General features: G+C 73.2%; 17 protein-coding genes. 7 read left to right on the top strand and 10 right to left on the bottom strand.

The features are described 5' to 3' along the window. Together ACFQ3T_RS10165 and ACFQ3T_RS10170 are read right to left on the bottom strand one after the other, a co-directional pair. On the bottom strand, positions 1-1,218 hold a 1,218-nt coding region (locus tag ACFQ3T_RS10165; protein ID WP_380722675.1), incomplete at its 3' end, for a PPE domain-containing protein. 14 nt (positions 1,219-1,232) lie between these two features. Next, positions 1,233-1,595, bottom strand: coding sequence for a hypothetical protein (locus ACFQ3T_RS10170; RefSeq protein ID WP_380722677.1), 363 nt, complete (start codon positions 1,593-1,595; stop codon positions 1,233-1,235). Between the two features lie 210 nt (positions 1,596-1,805). On the opposite strand from ACFQ3T_RS10170, the gene ACFQ3T_RS10175 reads away from it, so the two are divergent. Next, the gene (locus ACFQ3T_RS10175; protein WP_380722679.1) at positions 1,806-4,613 is read left to right on the top strand and encodes an AfsR/SARP family transcriptional regulator; all 2,808 of its coding nucleotides are present in this window, start codon (positions 1,806-1,808) and stop codon (positions 4,611-4,613) included. A gap of 21 nt (positions 4,614-4,634) precedes the next feature. Here ACFQ3T_RS10175 and ACFQ3T_RS10180 read toward each other — a convergent pair whose 3' ends face one another. Further along, positions 4,635-6,290 carry an FAD-binding dehydrogenase gene (locus tag ACFQ3T_RS10180; protein ID WP_380722681.1) on the bottom strand — a complete coding sequence of 552 codons (1,656 nt, stop codon included), beginning with the start codon at positions 6,288-6,290 and terminating at the stop codon, positions 4,635-4,637. Positions 6,291-6,361: 71 nt separating this feature from the next. Here ACFQ3T_RS10180 and ACFQ3T_RS10185 point away from each other — a divergent pair, with 71 nt between their 5' ends. Continuing rightward, entirely contained in the window at positions 6,362-6,835 is a 474-nt protein-coding gene (locus tag ACFQ3T_RS10185) for a cupin domain-containing protein (protein WP_380722683.1), read from the top strand. Positions 6,836-7,288: 453 nt separating this feature from the next. Here the strand turns inward: ACFQ3T_RS10185 and ACFQ3T_RS10190 are convergent, their stop codons facing one another. After that, positions 7,289-8,119 (bottom strand): hypothetical protein, encoded by an 831-nt coding sequence (locus ACFQ3T_RS10190; protein ID WP_380722685.1) that lies wholly within the window; start codon positions 8,117-8,119, stop codon positions 7,289-7,291. 256 nt (positions 8,120-8,375) lie between these two features. Between ACFQ3T_RS10190 and ACFQ3T_RS10195 the strand changes: the two genes are divergently transcribed. Continuing rightward, positions 8,376-11,615 (top strand): S8 family serine peptidase, encoded by a 3,240-nt coding sequence (locus tag ACFQ3T_RS10195; RefSeq protein WP_380722687.1) that lies wholly within the window; start codon positions 8,376-8,378, stop codon positions 11,613-11,615. A gap of 68 nt (positions 11,616-11,683) precedes the next feature. On the opposite strand, the gene ACFQ3T_RS10200 is transcribed toward ACFQ3T_RS10195, so the two are convergent. The 3 genes from ACFQ3T_RS10200 to ACFQ3T_RS10210 form a co-directional block, all read right to left on the bottom strand. Then, a complete protein-coding gene (locus ACFQ3T_RS10200; RefSeq protein WP_380722689.1) occupies positions 11,684-12,127 on the bottom strand; it encodes a hypothetical protein in 444 nt (147 codons plus the stop codon). A gap of 52 nt (positions 12,128-12,179) precedes the next feature. Then, positions 12,180-13,319, bottom strand: coding sequence for a mechanosensitive ion channel family protein (locus ACFQ3T_RS10205; RefSeq protein WP_380722691.1), 1,140 nt, complete (start codon positions 13,317-13,319; stop codon positions 12,180-12,182). A gap of 119 nt (positions 13,320-13,438) precedes the next feature. Continuing rightward, positions 13,439-14,065 (bottom strand): TetR/AcrR family transcriptional regulator, encoded by a 627-nt coding sequence (locus ACFQ3T_RS10210; protein WP_380722693.1) that lies wholly within the window; start codon positions 14,063-14,065, stop codon positions 13,439-13,441. A gap of 71 nt (positions 14,066-14,136) precedes the next feature. Between ACFQ3T_RS10210 and ACFQ3T_RS10215 the strand changes: the two genes are divergently transcribed. Further along, positions 14,137-14,997 (top strand): alpha/beta fold hydrolase, encoded by an 861-nt coding sequence (locus tag ACFQ3T_RS10215; protein WP_380722695.1) that lies wholly within the window; start codon positions 14,137-14,139, stop codon positions 14,995-14,997. Here ACFQ3T_RS10215 and ACFQ3T_RS10220 read toward each other — a convergent pair. The 3 genes from ACFQ3T_RS10220 to ACFQ3T_RS10230 all read right to left on the bottom strand — a co-directional run bounded on the left by ACFQ3T_RS10220 (position 14,972) and on the right by ACFQ3T_RS10230 (position 18,217). Then, positions 14,972-16,300: a DUF4153 domain-containing protein gene (locus ACFQ3T_RS10220; protein WP_380722697.1), complete on the bottom strand. Its 1,329-nt coding sequence runs from the start codon at positions 16,298-16,300 to the stop codon at positions 14,972-14,974. The genes ACFQ3T_RS10215 and ACFQ3T_RS10220 overlap by 26 nt on opposite strands. Before the next feature lie 196 nt (positions 16,301-16,496). Next, the gene (locus ACFQ3T_RS10225; protein ID WP_380722699.1) at positions 16,497-17,546 is read right to left on the bottom strand and encodes a sensor histidine kinase; all 1,050 of its coding nucleotides are present in this window, start codon (positions 17,544-17,546) and stop codon (positions 16,497-16,499) included. Continuing rightward, positions 17,543-18,217, bottom strand: coding sequence for a response regulator transcription factor (locus tag ACFQ3T_RS10230; RefSeq protein ID WP_380722701.1), 675 nt, complete (start codon positions 18,215-18,217; stop codon positions 17,543-17,545). The genes ACFQ3T_RS10225 and ACFQ3T_RS10230 overlap by 4 nt, the downstream gene beginning before the upstream one ends. Positions 18,218-18,352: 135 nt before the next feature. Here ACFQ3T_RS10230 and ACFQ3T_RS10235 point away from each other — a divergent pair, with 135 nt between their 5' ends. From ACFQ3T_RS10235 to recD2, 3 genes are all read left to right on the top strand, one after another. Continuing rightward, positions 18,353-19,057, top strand: coding sequence for a DUF402 domain-containing protein (locus ACFQ3T_RS10235; protein WP_380722703.1), 705 nt, complete (start codon positions 18,353-18,355; stop codon positions 19,055-19,057). Between the two features lie 75 nt (positions 19,058-19,132). Continuing rightward, on the top strand, positions 19,133-20,215 hold the full coding sequence (locus ACFQ3T_RS10240; RefSeq protein ID WP_380722705.1) for a hypothetical protein: 1,083 nt from the start codon (positions 19,133-19,135) through the stop codon (positions 20,213-20,215). Positions 20,216-20,267: 52 nt separating this feature from the next. Then, positions 20,268-22,433 carry an SF1B family DNA helicase RecD2 gene (gene recD2 / locus ACFQ3T_RS10245; protein ID WP_380722707.1) on the top strand — a complete coding sequence of 722 codons (2,166 nt, stop codon included), beginning with the start codon at positions 20,268-20,270 and terminating at the stop codon, positions 22,431-22,433. Positions 22,434-22,463 lie beyond the last annotated feature (30 nt).

The following is a 22,463-nucleotide window of genomic DNA, read 5'->3' on the forward strand; positions in this document are numbered from 1 at the left end:
ACCGCCACCACCGCCACCGCCGCCGGGCAACGGGGGCGTGCCGGGGCTGCCGGCCGGGATGTACGCCGGCGGCTTCACGCCGGGCGGCAGGGTGCCGTTGCCGGGCCGCGGCACGGCGTTCGGGTTGGCCGGCTGGTACGGCGGCACGTAACCGCTGCCGGGCGGCGTGTACGCCGGCGGCTGGTACCCGCCGGACGGCGGCGTGTAGCTCGACTGCGGCGTGTACGGGTTGGCCACGGGCACCTGCGCCGCCGCTGCGGCGGCCGTGGTGCCCTCGGGCCGGTACATCGCCGGGCTCAACGGCGTGCCGGGCGACGCGGCCGCGTAGGCGCCGGGAGCCGAGGACGTGCCCGTGTACGTAGCCGCGGCGGCAGGCGGGGTGTAGGCGGACCCGGACGGGTACGTGCCCGTCGTCGTCGGAGGGGTCGCCGCCCCGGCGCGCACCCCCTGCTGCGCCTCGCCGGACGGCGTCGCCTGCGACCGATCCGCCAAGTAGGCCGCGCTGGTGCTCGTCACACCGGCGTCCCCGCCGCCCAGCGTCGGCGACGACACGGCCCGCATCATCACGACGGGCTCCTCGGTCCGGCCCGTCACCGGGTTGAACGGCGCGCTGAACCGGGGCGTGGTCTGGTCGACCGCCTTCGACTCGTTCTCCATCGTGCTCATGACGGTCACGGCGTGCTCGTGCAGCGCCCGCGCGTGGTCGTTGGCGGCCTGCACGTCGGTCGCGGAACTCGCCAACCCGGAGATGCCGCCCGCGGTGAACGCCCCGGTGGCCTGGTCCCAGTTGAACTCGACCGGCTCGGGCATGCTCGCCCGCGCGTTCTCCATGATCTGGCTCTGGTCCTGCACCCGCTTGCCGACCTCGACGGCGGTCTCCGCGGTGTGCGTGACCCAGTCCGCGAGGCCCTTGATGGCCAGGCGCGCCGCGTCCGCCGCCTCGCCGGTCCAGCCCGACTCGCTGACCGCGACCCGCTCGTTGATCAGGCGGGCGGCCTCGGTGAGCTCGGTGCCGAACTGGCCCCACTCCGCGCCGATCTCGCCCGTCTGGCCGGGGTCGTTGTTGTTGTGCACGGCGTCGTACAGCTCGCGGTGGGACCGGGACGCCCAGTTCTGGGCGTCGGTCAGCACGAGGTCGATCTCCTCGTCCCGCCGCTGCGCCAGGCGCGCCCGCTGCGACGCCACCGCCACCTGCAACCGCTGTTCCTGCTCGGCCATCGTCGCCAGTCCCCTCAGTTCCCGCTCAGCCTGGTGAACTCGGAGCCGTGCTCCTCGTCGACGGCGGTGAAGTTGCGGATCGCGCTCCGCACCGAGTCGTGCGTCTGCTGGAGGACTTCGCGGTACGCCGTCATGACCGCGACGAACGACCTCGGGTCGCCGTCCGCGCGCGCCTCGAACTTGTGCGCCAGCCGGTCGCCGACGGGGTTCGCGCCGATCGGCGCGGGACGGGCGAGCCGACCCGCGCGCTCCAGCCACGAGTCCACCTGGTCGATCTGCTCCAGGAGCATCTTGCGCAGTTCCTCGCCGGTGGCGGGATCGAGCGACACCCGGCCGGAGTTCACGGTCTCCTGGAGGGCCACGACCTGACCGTTCACGGTCGGGACCTCCTGGGGCGGGGCCACTTCACCCCCGTTTTCGGCGATGTACATCGGTATCCCTCGCGAAGGCAGCCTGCTGGACGGAACCCACCTTCACCCTGTCCTCCAACGCCCGGCCAACGCGGGCCCAACGCGGCCTTCCGGACGGGCGCGGCGACTGTGGGAAACTCAGCGACCACACGGTGACAACGCCGAAAGGGCCTCGGGATGCGGGTGAACCTGCTCGGCCCCGTTGAGCTGGTTTCCGCAGGTGGGGAGGCCGTTCGACTGGGTGCGGCCAAGCGTCGGACCGTCCTCGCGGCCCTGGCGCTGGAGCTGAACCGGGTGGTGTCCGGCGACCGGCTGCTCGACCTGGTGTGGGACGGCTCACCGCCCCCGCAGGCCAAGGCGGCCCTCCAAGGCCACATCGCCCAGCTGCGCAAGGTCCTGGCGGGCGGCGTCGGCCTGCTCACCCGCGCGCCCGGCTACGTCCTGACCGGCGACCGGGGCGCGGTCGACGTGTTCCGGTTCGAGGACCTGCTGACCACCGCCCGCGACGCGGCGGACGACGTCGCCGTGGGGCTGCTGCGGGACGCGTTGGCGCTGTGGCGCGGGCCGGTGCTCGCCGACGTGCCCGGCGACCACCTGCGGGAGGCCGTGTCGGCGCGGCTGGAGGAGCTGCGGCTGGTGGCGGTGCAGGAGTTGGCGACCCGCCTGTCGCGGCTGGACCGGGCGGCCGAGGCGGTGTCCGGGCTGCGCGACGCGGTGGACGCCCACCCGCTGCGCGAGGCCCTGGTGTCACGGCTGGTGCTGGCGCTGCACCGGACCGGGCGGCAGGCGGAGGCGCTGGCCCTGTTCCACCGGACGCGGGAGCGGCTGGCCGAGGAGCTGGGCGTCGACCCCGGTCCGGAACTGCGCGACGCGTACCGGGCCGTGCTCGCCGGCGACACCGCGCCGGTCACCGGCACCGCGCCGGTCACCGTCGGTGTCACGCCGCTCGTGGGCGACGCCGTGCCGCCGCTGGTGGAGACCACGCCCGCCCAGCTGCCGCGCGAGCACCGCGGGTTCGTCGGCCGCGAGCTGGAGCTGTCGGACCTCGGCGAGAGCCTGATGGGGCACGACTCGGCGATCGGGCTGCTGGTCGGCCCGGCCGGGGTGGGCAAGACCGCGCTGGCGCTGCACTGGGCGCACCGGGTGGCCGGCGACTTCCCGGACGGGCAGCTGTTCGTGAACCTGCGCGGGTTCGACGAGACGGAGCCGCTCGACCCGCGCACGGCGCTGATCGGGTTCCTGCGGGCGCTGGGGTTGACCGACTCGCAGATCGCCGCGGACCTGGAGGACCAGGCCGCGCAGTACCGGTCGCTGCTCGCGGGCAGGCGGGTGCTGGTGGTGCTGGACAACGCCCGGTCGGCCGCCCAGGTCCGGCCGCTGCTGCCGGGCTCGGCGCGGTGCCTGGTGCTGGTGACCAGCAGGCACCGGCTGGACGACCTGGTCGTCACGGAGGGCGCGACGTCGCTGCACGTGCCGACGTTGCCGGAGGAGAGCGCCGAGCACCTGCTGGCCGCGCTGCTCGGCCGGCCGCGCATCGAGCAGGAGCCGGACGCGGTGGCCGAGCTGGTGGAGCTGTGCGACCGGCTGCCGCTGGCGTTGCGGATCGCGGGCGCGCGCCTGGCGTCACGGCCGAGGTGGACGATCCAGTCGCTGGTGGACGAGCTGCGCGACGAGCAGGGGCGGCTGTCGGCGTTGTCGCTGCCCGAGGCGGGGCGCGGGGTGCACGCGGCGCTGGCCGTGAGCTACCGGGAATTGCCGGAGGGCGCGGCGCGGCTGTTCCGCCGCCTCGGCCTGCACCCCGGCACGGACCTCGACAGCTACACGGCCGCCGCGCTGCTGGACATCAACGTCGTCAGCGCCCGCACGCACCTGCGCACCCTGGCGTACGCGAACCTGCTGCACGAGTCGACGCCCGACCGGTACTCGCGGCACGACCTGGTGCGGCTGTTCACGCACCACCTGGCGGCCACCGAGTCCGAAGTGGACAACCAGGTGGCGACGCGCCGGCTGCTCGACTACTACCTGCACGTCGCCGACCGCGCGCGGGCGCACCTGTCCGACCACGTCCAGCCGTTCGGGCCGGCCGAGCACGTGCCCGCGTCGTTCCCGGAGCTGTCGTCGCACGCGGCGGCGCTCGACTGGTTCACGCTGGAGGAGGCGAACCTGGGGCTGGCGCTGGACATCGCGGTGAACGGCGGGCAGCGCGAGCGCACCTGGCAGCTGGCGCTGTGCCTCGACGCGTTCCACTTCCGGCGCGGCAACCGGCTGGACCGGCTGGCGCTGTGCCGGATCGGCCTGGCCGCGACCCGCTCGCTCGGCGACGGGCACGCCGAGGCGACGTTCCTGCTGCGGCTGGGCTCGACGCTGGCCGACCTCGGGCGGATCGACGAGGCCATCGAGGCGTGCACGCGGGCCGCGTCGCTGGCCGGCGCCGACCGGCACCTGGAGCTGGCGGCGTTGGCGAACCTCGGCTACTGCCTGATGGCGGACGACCAGCTGGACCGGGCGCAGGAGACGATCCTCGGCGCGCTGGAGGTGGCGCGGGAGGTCGGCGACAACCGGTCGCAGGCGAGCATCCAGAACAACCTGGCCAACGTGCTGCTGCGCAAGCAGCGGCCGGAGGAGGCGTTGCGGCACGCGACGGAGGCGCTGGGCCTGTTCCCGTCCGCGCCGTCGAAGGCGCACACCGCGACCCTGCACACGGTCGGCACGGCGTCGCAGCAGCTCGGGCGCGCCGACGAGGCACTGGAGTCGTACCGGGCGGGCCTGGCGCTGGCGTCCCGCCTCGGCGACCGCTACCAGGAAGCCCTGTGCCACCGGTCGATCGGGGACGTGCTGGAGCAGTCCGAGGGCGTCACGGCGGCGCGGCCGCACTGGCTGGCGGCGCTGCGCCTCTACCGCGACCTGCGCCTGGCGGACGCCGACGACCTGGCCCGCAGGCTCGACGTGACGACCGACCGGGCGCTGGGGCACTTCACGACATGACGGGACCGCCGGTGGCGGGCGTCAGCCGGTGGCCTCCGCGGCGGCCCGGCCGGCGACCCGGCCCGAGAACAGGCAGCCGCCGAGGAACGTGCCCTCCAGCGCCCGGTAGCCGTGGACGCCGCCGCCGCCGAAGCCCGACGCCTCGCCGGCCGCGTAAACGCCGTCCAGCACCGAGCCGTCGTCCTTCAGCACACGCGCGGACAGGTCGGTGTGCAGTCCGCCGAGGGTCTTGCGGGTCAGGACGGAGAGGCGCACGGCGATCAGCGGACCGGCCTTCGGGTCCAGCAGCGGGTGCGGCTCGACGACCCGGATCAGCTTGTCGGTGACGAACCTGCGGGCCTCGCGCATGGCGTTGACCTGCATGTCCTTGCCGAGCCCGGAGATCACCTGCCGGTCGCGCTCCACGATGGTGCGGCGCAGCGCGGCCGGGTCGACCAGCGACGTGCCGGTCAGCGCGTTCATGCCCGCGGCCAGCTCCTCGGGCGTGCGGCCGAAGATGAACTCCTCGGACCGCTTGGCGAACTCCTCGACCGGCGCCACCGCGTTGGGCAGCGCGCGCTTCAGCACGGCCCGGACGTCCTTGCCGGTCAGGTCGGGGTTCTGCTCCGACCCGGACAGCGCGAACTCCTTGCCGATGATCCGCTGGTTGAGCACGAACCACGAGTAGCCGTGCCCGGTCTGGACGATGTGCTGCAACGCGCCCAGGGCGTCGAAGCCGGGGAACAGCGGGATCGGCAGCCGCTGCCCGGTGGCGTCCAGCCACAGCGACGACGGACCGGGCAGGATGCGGATGCCGTGCCTGCTCCACACCGGCGCGTAGTTGGCGATGCCCTCGGGGTAGTGCCACATGCGGTCTTCGTTGATGATCTCGCCGCCCGCGTCCTGCACGACCTTGAGCATCGCGCCGTCGACGTGGTCGGGCACGCCCGACAGCATGTGCTCGGGCGGGGTGCCCAGGCGGGCGGGCCAGTTGCGGCGCACCATGTCGTGGTTCGCGCCGATGCCGCCGGACGTGATGACGACGGCCTGCGCGCGCAGCTCGAAGTCCTCCACGGCGGTGCGCGAGCTGGGCTCGCCGCGACCGACCGCGCTCGGTTCCAGCACGGAGCCGCGCACGCCGTCCACGGCGCCGCCGGTGGTGGTGAGGCCGGTCACCCGGTGCCGGAACCGCAGCTGCACGAGACCGCGCGCCACGCCCTCGCGGACCCGCCGCTCGAACGGGGCGACGATGCCGGGGCCGGTGCCCCAGGTGACGTGGAAACGCGGCACGGAGTTGCCGTGGCCGTCCGCCAGGTACCCGCCGCGCTCGGCCCACTGCACGAGCGGGAACCAGCGCACGCCCATGCCGTGCAGCCAGGACCGCTTCTCGCCGGCGGCGAAGTTCACGTACGCCTCGGCCCACCGACGCGGCCAGTGGTCGCAGTCCCGGTCGAACGCGGCCGAGCCCTGCCAGTCCTGCCAGGCCAGCTCCGCCGAGTCCTTGACCTTCAGCCGACGCTGCTCCGGGCTGTCGACCAGGAACAACCCGCCGAACGACCAGAACGCCTGCCCGCCGAACGACGCCTCGGGCTCCTGGTCGAGGAGGATGACCTTGCGCCCGGCGTCGACCAGCTCGGCGGTGGCGACGAGTCCCGCGAGACCCGCGCCGACGACGATGACGTCCGCGTCCTGTGCCATCGGGCGAGTCTAGATCGAAGTGCGGGCAGCGCACGAGAGTTGAATAAAATTCACTTTGAGGGGTGGTCGAGGTGTCCTACCAGGGGGACGTGGGCGAGGTCAGCGCGGTGTGGCGGCCGGTGGCGGAGGTGCCGACGATCGACCGGCCGCTGACCCAGGCCAGGCTGGTCGGCACCGCGGACGTCACGCGCGGCCAGTTCGGCCTCTTCGAGTGGCGGATGGCGCCGCACGCGGGCGGGCCTGCGGCGCACTTCCACAAGACGTTCTCGGAGTCGTTCTACGTGACCGCGGGAACGGTGCGGTTGTTCAACGGCGAGACGTGGGTGAGCGCGGGCGCGGGCGATTTCCTCTACGTGCCGGAGGGCGGTGTCCACGCTTTCCGCAACGACGCCGACGAGCCCGCGTCCATGCTCATCCTGTTCGCGCCCGCGCCACCGCGCGAGAACTACTTCCGGGAACTGGCCGAGATCGCCGAATCGGGTCGGCGGTTGAGCCCGGAGGAGTGGACCGAGTTGTACGCCCGACATGATCAGTACATGGTCTGAGCTGCCGGGGAGGGGCGGTCCGGTGACGTAAAAGACCGCCGGCCGCGACGGTGGGGGAATCCGTGCGGCCGGCGGCGGTCGGGCAGGTGTGGGCGCACTCTGCAACGTCTCGGGGGAGAGGTGCCGCGTGGGCGCTTGGGGAGGTGCCCCGCGGGCCTGACGTCCGGTGCGGCGTCCACGTGCCGACCTCAGGTAGAACGGGTCGTTCCGTATCTGTGTTCCCCGGAAACCCCCAGCGTGGCGGGCGTCACTACGGAGCGTCAGGAATGATTGTGACTCTGTGGAGTTGCCCCCGGAGGGCGCCCGAAGTCGCGGCCGCGAGGGTGTCGGAGGGTCGGCGCGACGGTGCCGGAGGGGGTCGGCGCGCGAGCGTGTCGGAGGTGCCGTCGCGAGGGCGTGTCGCGAGGGCGTCAGGCATCGGCGCGCGAGGCGTCAGGCGTCGGCTGGAGGGCGTCAGGCGTCGCCGCGCAGCTCCGTCATCCGGGCCTCGGCGGTCGCCAGCTTGTCCCGGGCCGTGTCCGCCCGGCGCTTGGCCTTCGCCACCTGGTTCGCCGCCTCCTGCTCGGCCTGCTGCGCCCGCCGCAGCTCGGCGCGCAGCGTGGCGGTGTGCTCCTCGCGCTCGGCCAGCGCCTGTTCGGCCTCGATGACGGCGGTGTCCGCCTTCCGCACGTCGGCCGCCGCGGCGTCGATGTCCTCCCTGGCCTTGGTGAGCCGGCGTTCCCGGCGCTGCTCCCGGCGCGGGGCCAGGTCGTCGCGCACGGGCACGGCGGTCTCGCTCAACGGGCCGAAGCCGGACTGCTCGACCGGCTTCACGAGCCGCCCCGCCCGAATGCGCGCGGCCAGCACGGCGTCCGCCAGCGCCGCCGCCAACGTGGTGCGCACCTGCTGCACGGCGTCCGGCCCGAGCGGCTGGCCCGCCTCGCGCGCCAACGCCTCGACCCGCCGCACGAGCGTGCTCAGCACGGCCCGCCGACGTGCGCCGAGCTCGCGCAGCGCTCCGCCGCGCAGCTCCTCCTGGGCGGTGCGCAGCTCCTCGCCCAGGGCCACCGCCTCGGCCAGGTCGGACGCGCCCTCGCGGGCGAGCAGGTTCAGCGCCCACGCCGACGCGGTCGGCTTGCGCAGCTCCGAGACCTGCTTGGCCAACGCCTTGTCGCCGCGCTCGGTGGCCAGGCGGACGTGGGCGTCCCTGGCCGCGACGAACTCGCCCGGCGGCAGGGCGTACAGCTCGTCGGCGATCCGGTCGATCGGTGCGGCGTCCACGATGCTGCCCAGTGTGCTCGCCATCGCGCTGATGTGCGATTTGTTACCGATTACCGGCCTGTCGCGCCGATTCACCGTTGACAGTGTTTGACATTCCGGCCGGTCGGCTCTTGACTGGACTAGTCGCACCCGTTCCGGAGTTCTGCGGCACTCTTCGCGCGTTCGCGCAATACCCCGTTCAGTCCAATGTGGACTTCACTGTTGGGCTGTTCGTCCGATTGTTCCCCGGGGGTCGGGGAGATGTGCTTGCGCCAATCTTTCCCCACGAAGGGTTTGCGCCGTGATCAACTCAGGAAGCCGGTGGAGACACCGCACCAGTGCGGCCTTGCTGGCCGCCGTGCTGGGCACCACTGGGTTCGGCTTCGCCGCCGGGTCGGCTGCCGCGCAGGAGGCGCCAACCGCCCCCGCGCCCGCCGACAAGCAGCTCGACAAGCAGGACCGTGAGCGGATCGCCGAGGCCGAACAGGCCGGTCAGGCGAACGTCACGCTGCTCGTCGCCGCCGAAGAGGGCAAGCTGGACTCCGCCGCGAGCGACCTCAAGGCCCTCGGCGGTGTGGTCGAGACGGTCGAGCGTGACGTCGACTACCTCAAGGTCTCCGTGCCGCGGGACAAGGCCGAGAAGGCCGCGAAGCTCGCGTCCGTGAACGCGGTCGACGTGGACGGCCTGGTCGCGCTGGACGACCCGCGTCCCGAGGGCGCGACGACCCCGCTCCCGCAGCCGGCTCCGGGCGCGTCCACGCCCAAGAAGAACCCGTACATGCCGACGCAGGACACCAAGGCGGCGCAGTTCACCGACGAGCACCCCCAGTGGGACGGCCGCGGCACCACGATCGCCATCATGGACTCCGGCATCGACCTGGACCACCCGGCGCTGACCACCACGTCGACCGGCGAGCGCAAGATCGTCGACTGGTACAACGCCAACGCCACCAACTCCGGTGACGGCACGTGGATCCAGGTGGCGGGCCGCTACAACGGCGCGTTCACCAACGGCGGCGTGACCTACACGGCCCCCGCGACCGGCGGCCCGTACAGCTTCGGCCTGTTCCGCGAGAACGCGGGCGACCTGGGCCTGGCCAACAGCGAGACCGGTGGTGACATCAACCGCGACGGCGACCGCGTGGACGCGTTCGGCGTGCTGCAGGACACCACCACCAAGGAAGTCCGCGTGGACGTGGACGGTGACGGCGACTTCACCGACCAGACCGCGATGATCGACTACAAGTACAAGAAGGACGTCGGCCACTTCGGCGTCGACAACCCGGCCACGCCGGTCCTCGACACCATCGCGTTCGTGGTGCAGACCGACAAGTCGAACTACGACGCCAACGGCACCGCGTGGGTCAACCTGGGCATCTCCGCCGCCCACGGCACGCACGTCGCGGGCATCACGTCGGCGAACAAGATGTTCGGCGGCAAGATGGTGGGCGCGGCGCCCGGCGCGAAGCTGATGGCCGTCAAGGTCTGCCTCACCACGCCGTCGTGCACCAACAGCGGCCTGATCGACGGCCTGCTGTACGCGGCGCGCAACGGCGCCGACGTCGTCAACATCTCGATCGGCGGCCTGCCCGCCCTCAACGACGGCAACAACGCGCGTGCGGCCCTCTACAACCGCACCATCGCCGAGTACAACGTGCAGGTGTTCATCTCCGCCGGCAACAGCGGCGCGGGCGCGAACACGGTCGGCGACCCGTCTGTGTCCACGGACGCGATGAGCGTCGGCTCGTACATCACCGCCGACACCTGGCTGTCCAACTACGGCTCGGTCACGCGGCAGCGCGAGGGCCTGCACGGCTTCTCGTCGCGCGGTCCCCGCGAGGACGGCGGCTTCAAGCCGAACATCGTCGCGCCCGGCTCGGCGATCTCCACCACGCCGCAGTGGCAGGCGCCCGGCCCGGTGGCCGGCACGTACGCCCTGCCCGCGGGCTACGCCATGTTCAACGGCACCTCGATGGCCGCCCCGCAGGCGACCGGCGCCGCGGCGCTGCTCGTGTCGGCGTACAAGGCGGAGCACAACGGCGAGCGCCCGCCCGTCGCGGCGCTGCGCAACGCCATCCAGTCCGGCGCCAAGTGGGTCTCCACGCTGCAGGCCTACGAGCAGGGCGCCGGCCTCTTCGACACCAAGCGCGCCTGGACGCAGCTCAACGCGCACCCGGACACCCAGTCGGTGACCACGTCGGTGACCGTCAACACGGCGCTGTCCGGCCTGCTGGCGACCCCGGACACCGGTGTCGGCATCCACGACCGCGAGGACGTGGTGGTGGGCCGCGAGTACACCCGCACCTACACCCTGACCCGCACCACGGGCCCGAACCGCAACCAGTCGTTCTTCGTCAACTGGCAGGGCAACGACGGCACGTTCTCGTCGAAGTCCCTGGTCAGCCTGCCGCTGAACACGCCGGTCAAGTTCGACGTCAAGGTCAAGCCGACCACGGCGGGCGCCCACTCGGCCGTGCTGAAGCTGGACAACCCCGGCACCCGCGGCATCGACGTGTTCACCCTGAACACGGTGTTCGCGGCCGACGAGTTCACCGCGGCCGGCAAGTTCGCGGTGACCAAGACCGGCACCGTCGAGCGCAACCAGTCGAAGAGCTTCTTCGTGCGGGTGCCCGAGGGCGCCAGCGCGCTGAAGGTCGACATGGCGGCCGGTGGCGAGGCGGGCAAGGGCCAGGTCCGGTTCCTGCGCTACGACCCGTACGGCGTGCCGTTCGACACCACGTCGTCGACCAACTGCTACAACCCCGACGCGGGCGCCGGCTGTGCCGGTGGCTCGCCGACCAGCCGCACGGTCGGCAACCCGCTGCCGGGCGTGTGGGAGATCGTGGTCGAGGCGCGGCGCACCTCCGACGCCGACGCGGCCCCGTTCTCGGTGACGGCGTCCGTGCTGGGCACGACGGTCAGCCCGAACCCGGACACCATCCCGTCGGCCTCGGTCGGCACGCCGATCAGCCGTGAGTACGCGGTGACCAACTCGCTGGCCACGTTCACCGGCAAGCTCGTCGGCGGTTCGCTGGGCAGCGCCCGGATCGCGCGTCCGTCCATCGCGGACGCCGCGGTGCAGACGTACGACCTGACCGTGGCGCCGGGCTCGACGTCGCTGCGCGCGACGATCGGCAAGACCAGCGACGTGTCCGCCGACCTCGACCTGTTCGTCTACAACTGCACCTCCGGCACCTGCGTGCTGGCCGGTCAGGCGGCGGACGGCGACTCGGAGGAGTCCGTCACGATCAACAACCCCGCCGCCGGCGCGTGGCGGGTGCAGGTGGACGGCTACGAGGTGCCCTCCGGCACCACGGAGTACGACTACATCGACGTGTTCGCCGCTCCGGGCTTCGGCTCGATCGCGGTGACGGACGCCGACGCCGAGCGCACCGCCGGTGCGACGTGGACGGTCCCGGGCACGGTCACCGTGTCGGGTCCGGCCGGCGCCGGTCGCGTGCTGCGCGGTGAGCTGACCGTGCAGACCGCGGAAGGCGCGATCGTCGGCCGCGGCGCCGTCATCGTGCAGAACGTCGTCTGACCGCACCAGATCGGACCTCAGGGTCACTCCCGCTTCGCGCGGGGGTGGCCCTGAGGGCTTTCACGGGGTCACGGGGTCGGGTCGGCGTTGCTCAACGGCTCGTCCACGTCGACCTGGCTGACGCCCGCGACGGCGGGCACCTGCCGGGCCACCTCCACGGGCACGGCGACCCGGACGTAGCCGATGGAGGTGTCGTCGGCCTCCACGGCGCCGCCGAGGCGTCGCAGCTCGGAGATCACCTGATCGGTCTTGCCGCGCTCGGTGGCGAGGGTCAGCACGACGGTCTTCACGCCGGAGCGCTCGGCCTTCGCGAGCACGTCCTCGCCCTGCGGGCTCAGCTTGGCGGGCACGCGCACCTCCGAGGTCGCGGTGGGCGAACCGGTCGCCGGGGATCGGTCGCCGGTGACTGCCGGCCGGTCGCCGGTGGCCGTCGCCCGGGCGTCGGTGGTCGGGCGTTCGGCGCAGCCGGCCAGCACGAGCACGGCCAACAGGGGCGCCACCAGTGTTCTCACGTGCCCTCCAGCGGCCGGTCCTGCCATTGCACACGAAGGACGGAACGGGACGTCACCGGGGTTGCACGGACTGATCGGGGCCGCTGAACGCCTGCACCCGCTCCTCGCCGTCCGCGCTCTCGCCGAACACCCGGTTGTCGGACGACCCGTTCGCGGCGTGCGCGGGCGCCGAGCCGTTGCCCCGGGGCAGGTCGCGGACCCGCACCTGCGGCAGCGCGCCGGGGTGCCGCGACCGCAGCCAGCCGACCAGGTGCTCGCGGGCCGCGCACCGCAGGTCCCACAGCCGGCCCGCGTCCGACGCGCTGACCAGCGCGCGGACCCGCACGAACGACCCCACGGCGTCCGTCACCTGCACGACGCAGACCCGGCCGTCCCACAGGTCGTTGCCCTCCAGCGCGTGCCGCAGCTCCTGCCGCAGGTCCTCCACGGGGACCGTCCAGTCGAGGTCCAGCTCCACCGTGCCGAGCAGCGCCGACTGCGTCCGCGTCCAGTTCTGGAACGGCGACTTGAGGAAGTACGCGGTGGGCAGGATCAGCCGCCGGTCGTCCCACAGGTGCACCACCACGTACGTCAGCGTGATGTCCTCGATCCGGCCCCACTCGTTCTCCACGACCACCACGTCGTCCAGGCGCAACGCGTCGCTAAACGCGATCTGCACGCCCGCGAACACGTTGCCCAGCAAGGACTGCGCCGCCAGCGCGGCGATCGCGCCGATCACACCGGCCGACGCCAGGATGCTCGTCCCGGCGGCCCGCGCGCTCGGGAACGTCATGAGCACCGCGGCCGCCGCCAGCACGCTGACGACCACCACCGTGACCCGCCTGACCAGCGTGATCTGCGTGTGGACGCGCCGGGCGTGCCGGTTGTCCGACACGTCGACCCGGATGCGCGCCAGCGTCGCGTCCTCGATCACCACCAGCAGCGACGCCAGCAGCCACGCGCCGGCGAGGATCAGCGCTATACCCGTGATGTGCAGTGCGACCGGCCGCCACTCGCCGCGTGCCGCCACCCCCAGCGAGAACTGGACCGAGACCAGGACGGCCGTGACCAGCGCGGGTCGGTGGGCGTGCCGGGCGAGCCCCGCGAACAGGTCCGACCGGCGGCCGATGCGGCGGACCACCCGGTGGACGGACGTGACGACGAGCAGCGCGACCAGCAGCGAGCCGGCGAACGTCAAGACGGCTGCGAGCACGAACGACTACCTCCTCGTGCGTGTGGTTCCCTTCGAACTTCCTACGGGCGTTCTCCGGTCCGTACCCACGAACGGGCTAACTCATAACTCCTGCGGCGCCGAGCGTGACGTTCACAACGTCACGGCGGGGTTTTGGGCAGGAAGTGCGCCACCTGGCCGACGAACGCGACCAGCCGGTCGGGCGTGAACCGCTCCGGATCGGTGATGACCAGTCGGCCTACCATCTCGGCCAGCGCGAGCATGGTGTGGCCGAGCAGCTCGGCGTCCAGCGCCGGTCCGCCCAGGGCCTTGAGCCCCAGGTCGGCCAGCGTGTTGACCTGGTCGAGCACCTTGGCCCGCACCGACTCGACCTGCCGGCGGAACTCCACCGGCGTGCCCTCGGGCGGCAGCAGCACGAGCCGCCAGCGGTCCGGGTTCTCGACGACCGCGTTGACGAAGGCGCGGACGGTGTCGGTGTAGACGTCCTCGGGGGAGCGGTCGGCGAAGTCCGAGGTCGGGATCGCTTCGAGCACCTGCGCGGTGGCGCGTCCGGCCTCGCGCGGCAGCAGCGCGGCGATGACCTCGGCGCGGTTCGCGTACAGCTCGTACACCACGGGCTTGGTGACGCCGGACCGCCGGGCCACGGCCTCCATCGTCAGCGCGTCGAACCCGCCTTCGGCGATGAGGCCGAGCGCGCTGTCCAGGAGTTGGTCGCGCCGCTGCTGCGGTGGCAGGCGGGGGGCGTACTTCCGCCGCGTTGTGCTCACCCGACCATATTGCTACGGTGCCGTAGCTTTCACAAAGCTACGGCGGCGTAGCTCTCGTGCGGAGGGTGGTGGTGGAGTCCGTGGAATCGGTGTTCGTGCGGTCCGACGGCGTGGAGCTCGCCGTGTTCGAGCAGGGCGACCGGTCCGCGCCGACCGTCGTCCTGGTGCACGGCTACCCCGACACGCACCGCGTGTGGGACGGCGTCGCGTCGCTGCTCGCCGAGCGGTTCCACGTCGTCACGTACGACGTCCGCGGCGCCGGCGCGTCGTCCGCGCCACGCGGGCTGGCCGCGTACCGCCTGCCCGTGCTGGCCCGCGACCTGTTCGCCGTCATCAAGGCCGTCAGCCCGGACGCGCCCGCGCACGTCGTCGCGCACGACTGGGGCTCGATCCAGGCGTGGGAGGCGGTCACCGCGCCGGACGCCCCGATCGCGTCGTACACGTCGATCTCCGGGCCCTGCCTCGACCACGTCGGCCACTGGATGCGCCGCAAGCCCACCGGCCGACGTCTCAAGCAGCTCCTCCACTCCTGGTACGTCGGGATGTTCCACCTGCCGTTCGTCGCGCCCCTGCTGTGGCGGCACGTGATCGGCCCGCGCTGGCACCACCTCGTGCGGCGCGCGGAGGGCGACTCGTCGCACGTCGCGCCGACCGTCGTGCGTGACGGCGTGCAGGGGATCTCCTTGTACCGCGCCAACTTCATCCCCCGCCTGCGCGCGCCGCGCGTGCGGCGGACCGACGTGCCGGTGCAGGTGATCCAGCCGTCGCGCGACAAGTACGTCACGGCCGCCGTGACCGAGGACGTGGAGCGGTGGGCGTCGGACGTGCGGCGGCACGTGCTCGACGCCGGCCACTGGGCGCCGGTCACCCACCCCGGCGCGGTGGCGCGCCTGGTCGCCGACCACGTCACCGCGCACACTCGGCGAGCCTGACGTCCGCGAGCGCCGCCCGCGCCCGCTGCCGGCCGAGGTTCCACGAACGCCAGTCGTCCGCCTGCACGCGCCGGAACTCCAGCGCGCACCCGCGCAGGGCCGGCGGCAGCGCGGCCAGGGCCGGCACCGCGTCGTCGGACAACTTGGCCAGGTACCGGACGTCGACCTTCCCCGTCTCGTACCAGCGGTCGATGTTGCGCTCGGCGATGAACCGGTCGGGGTTCAGCGCGGCCAGGGCGACCAGCGCGGCGAACCCCGTGCCGACGACGGCACGGGCCAGCCAGTCGCCCCGCAGCCGCACGCCCGCCGCCAGGACCAGCACGTACACCGCGCCCAGCCACAGCTCGCAGGCGGAGACGAGGACGCGGAGCACCGTGAAGCCGTAAGCCTGCTGGTAGAGCCACATGCGGGTGAGGGCGGAGGCGACGATCACCAGCGTGAGCAGGATCAGCGCGCCCAGCAGGACGCGCAGCCACCGGCGGTCGGTCGGGGAGTCGAGCCGGGCGAGGCGTGCGACGACCGCGATGACGCCGAGCGTGAGCACCGTGACGGCGAGCAGCTGCCAGAAGCCGCCGCGCGCGTGGTCGGCGTAGGTCAGGTCGGCGGTGGTGATGACGTGCTCGTCGCCGGCGAACAGCGTCCTGATCTGCACGGCCACGAACACGCCGAAGAGCGCCACCAACGCGCCGACGGGCAACACCCAGTCACGTCGTGCGACCGTGCGGCGGACGTCCGACTGGCCGTCCAGGTCCACCGGTGAGGCCAGCAGGTAGCAGGCGCCCACCGTGCCCAGCCCGATCGCCAGGAACACCACGACCGACTGACCCGACTCCTCCGGGACGGCGGACCCGAGCAGCTCGGCGAACGCCGCGTCCGCGCTCGCCAGCAGCGGGGCGAACAACAGCAGCAGTCCCACGGTGACCAGGACCGACCGTGCCATCCGCGGCGCGCCGCTCTCCTTCACCCCGCGGGCCAGCCAGGGTGCCGCCCGCACCGCCGCGACCGTCACCGCGCCCGCGCCGAGCACCAGGCCGTGCGCCGTGCGCCCGCCGACGATCGCCAGCGACGCGGCCGCGCAGCCCGCGATCGCGCAGAGGGCGAACAGCCACTCGGAGGCGACGAACGCCCCGACGCCGAAGAGGGCAACGCACAACACCGCCCACGCCGGTCGGACCTTGCGGAGGAGGGCGAACACGAGGAGGGCGGTCAGGGCCCAGCCGAGGCCGGGGCGTTCGGAGGGCAGGAGCACGGCCGCCCCGATCCCGGCGACGGCGCCGGTGAGCAGTACGCGGTTGGGGGACATGGGAAGCCTCCAGGGCATGCGCCATCGCCCGCCGTGGGTGCGGCGGTTGGCAGGGTTGGTGTTCGTCGGTGGGGCGCGGGCCGGTGAGGTGGCCTGGCGGTGGGTTTGGAGGGCGGTGTGCGAGGGCGGTGTGCGAGGGCGGTGTGCGCGGGCGGTGTGCGCGGCGTGGGTGCCGGGGTCAGGGGTGGGGGCGGGGTCAGGTGGGGGCGGCGGCTGTGGCGGCTGTGGTGGTTCGGGTGGCTGGGAGGGTTGCCCGGATTCGGCACCCGGGGCCGTCCACCACGGCGATGGTGCCGCCGTGCAGGTCGACCACCCACCGCGCGATGTTGAGACCCAGGCCGGTTCCGCCGCCGGCCGCGCGTTCGCCGCGCGTGAACCGTTCGAAGACCCGCTCCCGGTCCTGCGGCGCGATGCCGGGACCGTCGTCGGCGACCTCCAGCACCAGCTCACGCCCCACCGACGCGGAGATCCTCACCTCACCGCCGGCGGGGCCGTGGCGGGCCGCGTTGTCGAGCAGGTTCGCGACCACCTGGGCCAGCCGCGCCTCGTCCGCGTAGACCGTGGCGTCGGGCGGGGACACGTCGACGGTGAACCGGACCCCGCGCGCCGCGACCGACGCCTCCGCCACGACGTCGCCCAGCATCGGCGCGAGCGGGAACTCGACCTTGTCCAGCCGGTGCGCGCCGGCGTCGATCCGCGACAGGTCGAGCAGCTCCGCCACCAACCGGCCGAGGCGCTCGGTCTGCGCCAACGCGGTCCGCATGGTGGCCGCGTCCGGCCGCGCGACCCCGTCCACGACGTTCTCCAGCACGTTCTGCAGCGCCGTGATCGGCGTCCGCAGCTCGTGCGACACGTTGGCGATCAGCTCCCGCCGCTGCTGGTCGGCCGCGGCCAGGTCGGTGGCCATCTGGTTGAACGCGCCGGCCAGCTCGCCGACCTCGTCGCGGGCCGTCGCGCGGACCCGCCTGCTGTAGTCGCCCGCGCGCATCGCCCGCACGGCCGCCGTCATCTCCCGCAACGGCCTGGTCATGCCGTGGGCGAGGATCTGCGACGTCACCAGCGCGATCGCGATCGCGCCGAACGTCGTCCCCGGCGCGAGCCACCCGATCCGCCACCGGAAGAACGCGAACCCGGCCGCCATCGCCGACACCAGCAGCAGACCGAGCTTCACCTTGATGGACCGCACCGGGTCCAACGGGCGCGGCAGCAGCTCGACCGTCGTCTCGAACGCCGACCTGAGGCTCATCGGGGCACCTCCAACGCGTAGCCGACGCCGTGCACGGTCCGGATCAGGTCGTTGCCCAGCTTCCGCCGCAGGGCCTTGATGTGGCTGTCCACGGTCCGCGTGCCGGTGCCCTCGGACCAGCCCCACACCTCGCTGAGCAACCGCTCCCGCGACTGCACGGCCCGCGGCCGCTCGGCGAGGTGCACCAGCAGCTCGAACTCCGTCGGCGTGAGGTGCGCCTCCGCGCCGGCGCGGGTGACCCGCCGCTCGGTCAGGTCGATCTCCAGGTCGGCGACGGCGAGGCGCGCCGACGCGGCCGACGCCGCCCGCTCCACCCGCCGCAGCAGCGCGTGCACCCGCGCCGCGAGCTCGCGGATGGAGAACGGCTTGGTGAGGTAGTCGTCCGCGCCGACGGCGAGCCCGACGAGCAGGTCCGTCTCGTCGCCGCGGGCGGTCAGCATGAGCACCGGCACGGGTCGGTCGGCCTGGATGCGCCGGCACACCTCCAGACCGTCGAAGCCGGGCAGCATGACGTCGAGCACGACGAGGTCGGGGCGGGTGTCGCGGGCCCGCGCGACGGCGGACGGGCCGTCGTGCGCCAGGTCGACCTCGAACCCCTCGGCGCGCAGCCGGGCGGCCACGGACTCGGCGATGGTCAGGTCGTCCTCGACCACCAGGACGCGGCGTGTCATGCGGCCGACTCTAGGTGCGGGCCGTGGAGGCGTCCGGGGCGAGTTGTGAACGTCCTGTGGAGGCCGTCCCACCTGGCATGGCGCTTCCCACAGCAACCCCGGCGCACGTCGCGCGTCCTTGCCGCGGGAGGGACCATGCCGACCTTCGAACCCGGGGCGACCGCCGTCCGCCGTGACGTCCTGCGCGGCAAGGTGTGGAGCGCGCACGCGGTGCGGGTGCTCGCCGACTCGCCGGACGCCCTGGTCGCCTGCTGCCGCCCGGGGGCGGAGTGCCTGGCGCCGACGACGTGGATCGAGTGGCTGCTGACCGGCGACGACGGCGTCCGCAAGCGGGCGCTGCCGAACCTCGCGGCCGGCCGTTGGCGGCTCGACCGCTGGATCTGGCGGGACACCGTCCAGCTGCTGTGGAACCCGCCGGGGACGTGGTTCAGCGTCCACGCCTTCTACGACGCGTCCGACGAGCACCGGCTGTCCCGCTGGTACGTCAACTTCCAGCGCCCGCTGCGCCGCACCGCGCTCGGCTTCGACACCTTCGACCTGCTGCTGGACCTGGTCGTCGCGCCGGACCTGTCGGGCTGGTCGTGGAAGGACGAGGGCGAGTACGCGCAGGGCCGCCGGCTGGGCGTCGTGGGCGAGGACGACCACCGGGCCGTCGAACGGGCCCGCGACCAGGCCGTGGCGATGATCGAGAACCGGGACGGGCCGTTCGCGCCGGACGCGGGCTGGGCCGGGTGGCGGTCGGACCCGTCGTGGCCCGCGACCGCGCTGCCCGCCGACGTGCTCACCGCGGACGTGCTCACCGCGGACGTGCTCACCGCCGACCTCCCGCCGGAGGGCTGATCGGGCGAATCTGGGAGCGCTCCCAGGCGTCCGGTGCTTAGCTGGGGTCGGGGGCTTCGGCGAGGAGGTCTGGTCGTGCGACGTGTGCTCGTTCCGGTGCTGGCGCTGGTTGTCCTGGGCACGCCCGCGCACGCCGAGCCGGGGGTGGTGGAACTCGCCACCCTGCCCGGCGGCACGACCGGGTCGGCGGTCGCCGTCAACGACGCCGGCGTGGTCGTCGGCCGGTCCACGGGTGCGGACCGGCGGTCACGGCCCGTGCGCTGGGACGCCGACGGGCGGATCACCGAACTCGCCCTGCCGCCGGGCGCCCGGTACGCCACCGTTTTCGGGGTCGACGCGGACGGCGCGGCCTACGGCAACACCAGCACCCCGGACCGCTGGGCGCAGGCCACCCGCTGGAACGCCGACGGCTCGGTGACCGTCCTCGACCTCCTGCCCGGCGGCGATTACAGCTTCGCCGTCGCGGTCAACGAGGGCGGCACGGTCGTGGGCTACGCCGGCGCGGCCGACGGCACCCGCCAGGCCGTCCGCTGGGAGCGTGACGGCACCGCCACCGCCCTGCCCGGACTGGGACGGGCCACCGAGCCCGCCGCGATCGACGACGACGGCGCGATCGCGGGGATCGCCACCACGGCCGACGACCGGCAGCACTACGTGCGGTGGGACGACGGCGTGCTCACCGACCTCGGCGCCGTGCCCGGCAGCACGCACGCCTCCGTGGCCGACGTGCGCGGCCGGTTCGTCGTCGGCGAGTACGCGCGGGAGGACCGGTCGGGCTACGCGCTGCGGTGGGACGGCACGACCCTCGCCGAGCTGCCCACGCCGTCCGGGCAGCACAGCACCCTCCCCGCCGTGGCCGCGGACGGCACGGCGTTCGGCCGGTCGGGCGGTGCGCCGGTGCGGTGGGCGGTCGACGGGGCCGTGACGACGATGGCCCTGCCCGCCGGGTACGGCTCCGGCCAGGTGTCGCTGGTCAACGGGAACGGCACGGCCGCGGGCGTGGCGATCGGCAGCCGGAACCGGCCGGTCCGCTGGTCGCCGTCCGGCGAGGTGACGTTGCTGCCGGTGCCGGCGGGCACCTACGGCTTCGCCCAGGGCATCAACGACCACGGCGTCGTCGTCGGCGAGCACGGCGGGCGCGCGGTGCTCTGGCCCTGAGCCCGCCGGACCGGGTGGGCGCGGTGTCGGTGGCGCGTCCTAGGGTGGCCCGGTGGCTGACGCGGTGCTCGAAGCGGTGCTGGAGCGGATCACGTTCGCCAACGAGGAGACCGGCTACACGGTCGCCCGCGTCGACACCGGGCGCGGCAACGACCTGGTCACCGTCGTCGGCTCGCTGCTCGGCGTGCAGCCCGGCGAGGCGATCCGGATGCGCGGCCGGTGGGGGTCGCACCCCCAGTACGGCAAGCAGTTCCACGTGGACGACTACACGAGCGTGCTGCCCGCCACCATCCAGGGCATCCGCCGCTACCTCGGGTCCGGCCTGATCAAGGGCATCGGGCCGGTGCTCGCCGACCGGATCGTCACGCACTTCGGCGTCGCCGCGCTGGACGTCATCGAGCACGAGCCGCACCGGCTGGTCGAGGTGCCGAAGCTCGGACCCAAGCGCACGAAGATGATCGCCGCCGCGTGGGAGGAGCAGAAGGCGATCAAGGAGGTCATGGTCTTCCTGCAAGGCGTCGGCGTGTCGACGTCGCTCGCCGTGCGCATCTACAAGCAGTACCGGGAGAAGGCGATCGACGTCGTCCGCGAGGAGCCCTACCGGCTCGCCACCGACGTGTGGGGCATCGGGTTCCGCACCGCCGACGTGATCGCGAAGGCCGTCGGCATCCCGCACGACAGCCCGCAGCGGGTGAAGGCCGGGCTGCAGTTCACGCTGTCCGAGGCGACCGGCGACGGCGACTGCTACCTGCCCGAGAACGAGCTGATCGGCGACGCGATCAAGATCCTCCAGGTGGACGCGGGCCTGGTCATCGAGTGCCTGGCCGAGCTCGTCGCGGAGGAGGGCGTGGTCCGCGAGGTCATGCCGGACGGCGAGCCGGGCATCTACCTGCTCGCGTTCCACCGGGCCGAGATCTCGCTGGCCAACCAGCTGCTCCGGCTGCTGCGGACCGACGAGGAGCGGATGCCCGCGTTCCGGCAGGTCGACTGGGAGCGGGCGTTCGCGTGGCTCGGCGCGTCGCTGGAGGAGAAGCAGCGTGACGCCGTCCGCCTCGCGCTGACCAGCAAGGTCGCCGTGCTGACCGGCGGGCCGGGGTGCGGCAAGAGCTTCACCGTGCGGTCGATCGTGAAGCTGGCCGCCGCCAAGGGCGCGAAGGTCGTGCTGGCCGCGCCGACGGGCCGGGCCGCCAAGCGGCTCACCGAGCTGACCGGCCACGAGGCGCGCACCGTGCACCGGCTGTTGGAGCTGAAGCCGGGCGGTGACGCCGCCTACGACCGGGACCGGCCACTCGACGCCGACCTGGTCGTCGTCGACGAGGCGTCGATGCTCGACCTGCTGCTGGCCAACAAGCTGGTGAAGGCCGTCGCGCCCGGCGCGCACCTGCTGCTGGTCGGGGACGTCGACCAGCTGCCGTCCGTCGGCGCGGGCGAGGTGCTGCGGGACGTGCTGTCGGACGGCAGCCCCATCCCGAACGTCCGGCTCACGCACATCTTCCGGCAGGCGCAGCAGTCCGGTGTGGTCACGAACGCGCACCGCATCAACAACGGCGACTACCCCGTCGTGCAAGGGCTCCCGGACTTCTTCCTCTTCCCCGTGGAGGAGGCGGAGGAGGCGGCGGGGGTCGTGGTGGACGTGGTCGCCCACCGCATCCCGCGCAAGTTCGGCCTGAAGCCGCGCACGGACGTGCAGGTGCTCGCGCCGATGCACCGCGGTCCGGCGGGCGCGGGCGCGCTGAACGCGTTGCTGCAGGAGGCCTTGACACCGTCCACACCGGACTTGCCCGAGCGCCGGTTCGGCGGCCGGGTGTTCCGGGTCGGCGACAAGGTGACCCAGATGCGCAACAACTACGACAAGAACGTCTTCAACGGCACGCTGGGCGTGGTCACGGCGATCGACGCGGTGGAGCAGAAGCTGACCGTTCGGACCGACGAGGAAGAGGACGTGGACTACGAGTTCGGCGAGCTGGACGAGTTGACCCACGCCTACGCCATGACGATTCACCGCTCACAGGGCAGTGAGTACCCGTGCGTGGTCATCCCAATCACGACGAGCGCGTGGATGATGTTGCAGCGGAACCTGCTCTACACGGCGGTGACGCGGGCCAAGAAGCTCGTGGTGCTGGTCGGGTCGCGCAAGGCGATCGGGCAGGCGGTCCGCACGGTGGGCGCGGGGCGCAGGCACACCGCGCTGGACCACCGGCTCGCCCACCTCGTGTGACGGTGGAGCACCGCGCGGGAGTGGCGCCGT

The sequence above is a fragment of the Saccharothrix hoggarensis genome, from assembly GCF_042678885.1.
GTDB classification, from domain to species: Bacteria; Actinomycetota; Actinomycetes; order Mycobacteriales; family Pseudonocardiaceae; genus Actinosynnema; species Actinosynnema hoggarensis.

Bases quoted from the DNA above. Each gene is read 5' to 3' on its own strand.
- ACFQ3T_RS10220 (WP_380722697.1), bottom strand. From the start codon at position 16,300: ATGTCCCCCAACCGCGTACTGCTCACCGGCGCCGTCGCCGGGATCGGG.
- ACFQ3T_RS10180 (WP_380722681.1), bottom strand. From the start codon at position 6,290: ATGGCACAGGACGCGGACGTCATCGTCGTCGGCGCGGGTCTCGCGGGA.
- ACFQ3T_RS10175 (WP_380722679.1), top strand. From the start codon at position 1,806: ATGCGGGTGAACCTGCTCGGCCCCGTTGAGCTGGTTTCCGCAGGTGGG.
- ACFQ3T_RS10235 (WP_380722703.1), top strand. From the start codon at position 18,353: ATGCCGACCTTCGAACCCGGGGCGACCGCCGTCCGCCGTGACGTCCTG.
- ACFQ3T_RS10225 (WP_380722699.1), bottom strand. From the start codon at position 17,546: ATGAGCCTCAGGTCGGCGTTCGAGACGACGGTCGAGCTGCTGCCGCGC.
- ACFQ3T_RS10230 (WP_380722701.1), bottom strand. From the start codon at position 18,217: ATGACACGCCGCGTCCTGGTGGTCGAGGACGACCTGACCATCGCCGAG.
- ACFQ3T_RS10190 (WP_380722685.1), bottom strand. From the start codon at position 8,119: ATGGCGAGCACACTGGGCAGCATCGTGGACGCCGCACCGATCGACCGG.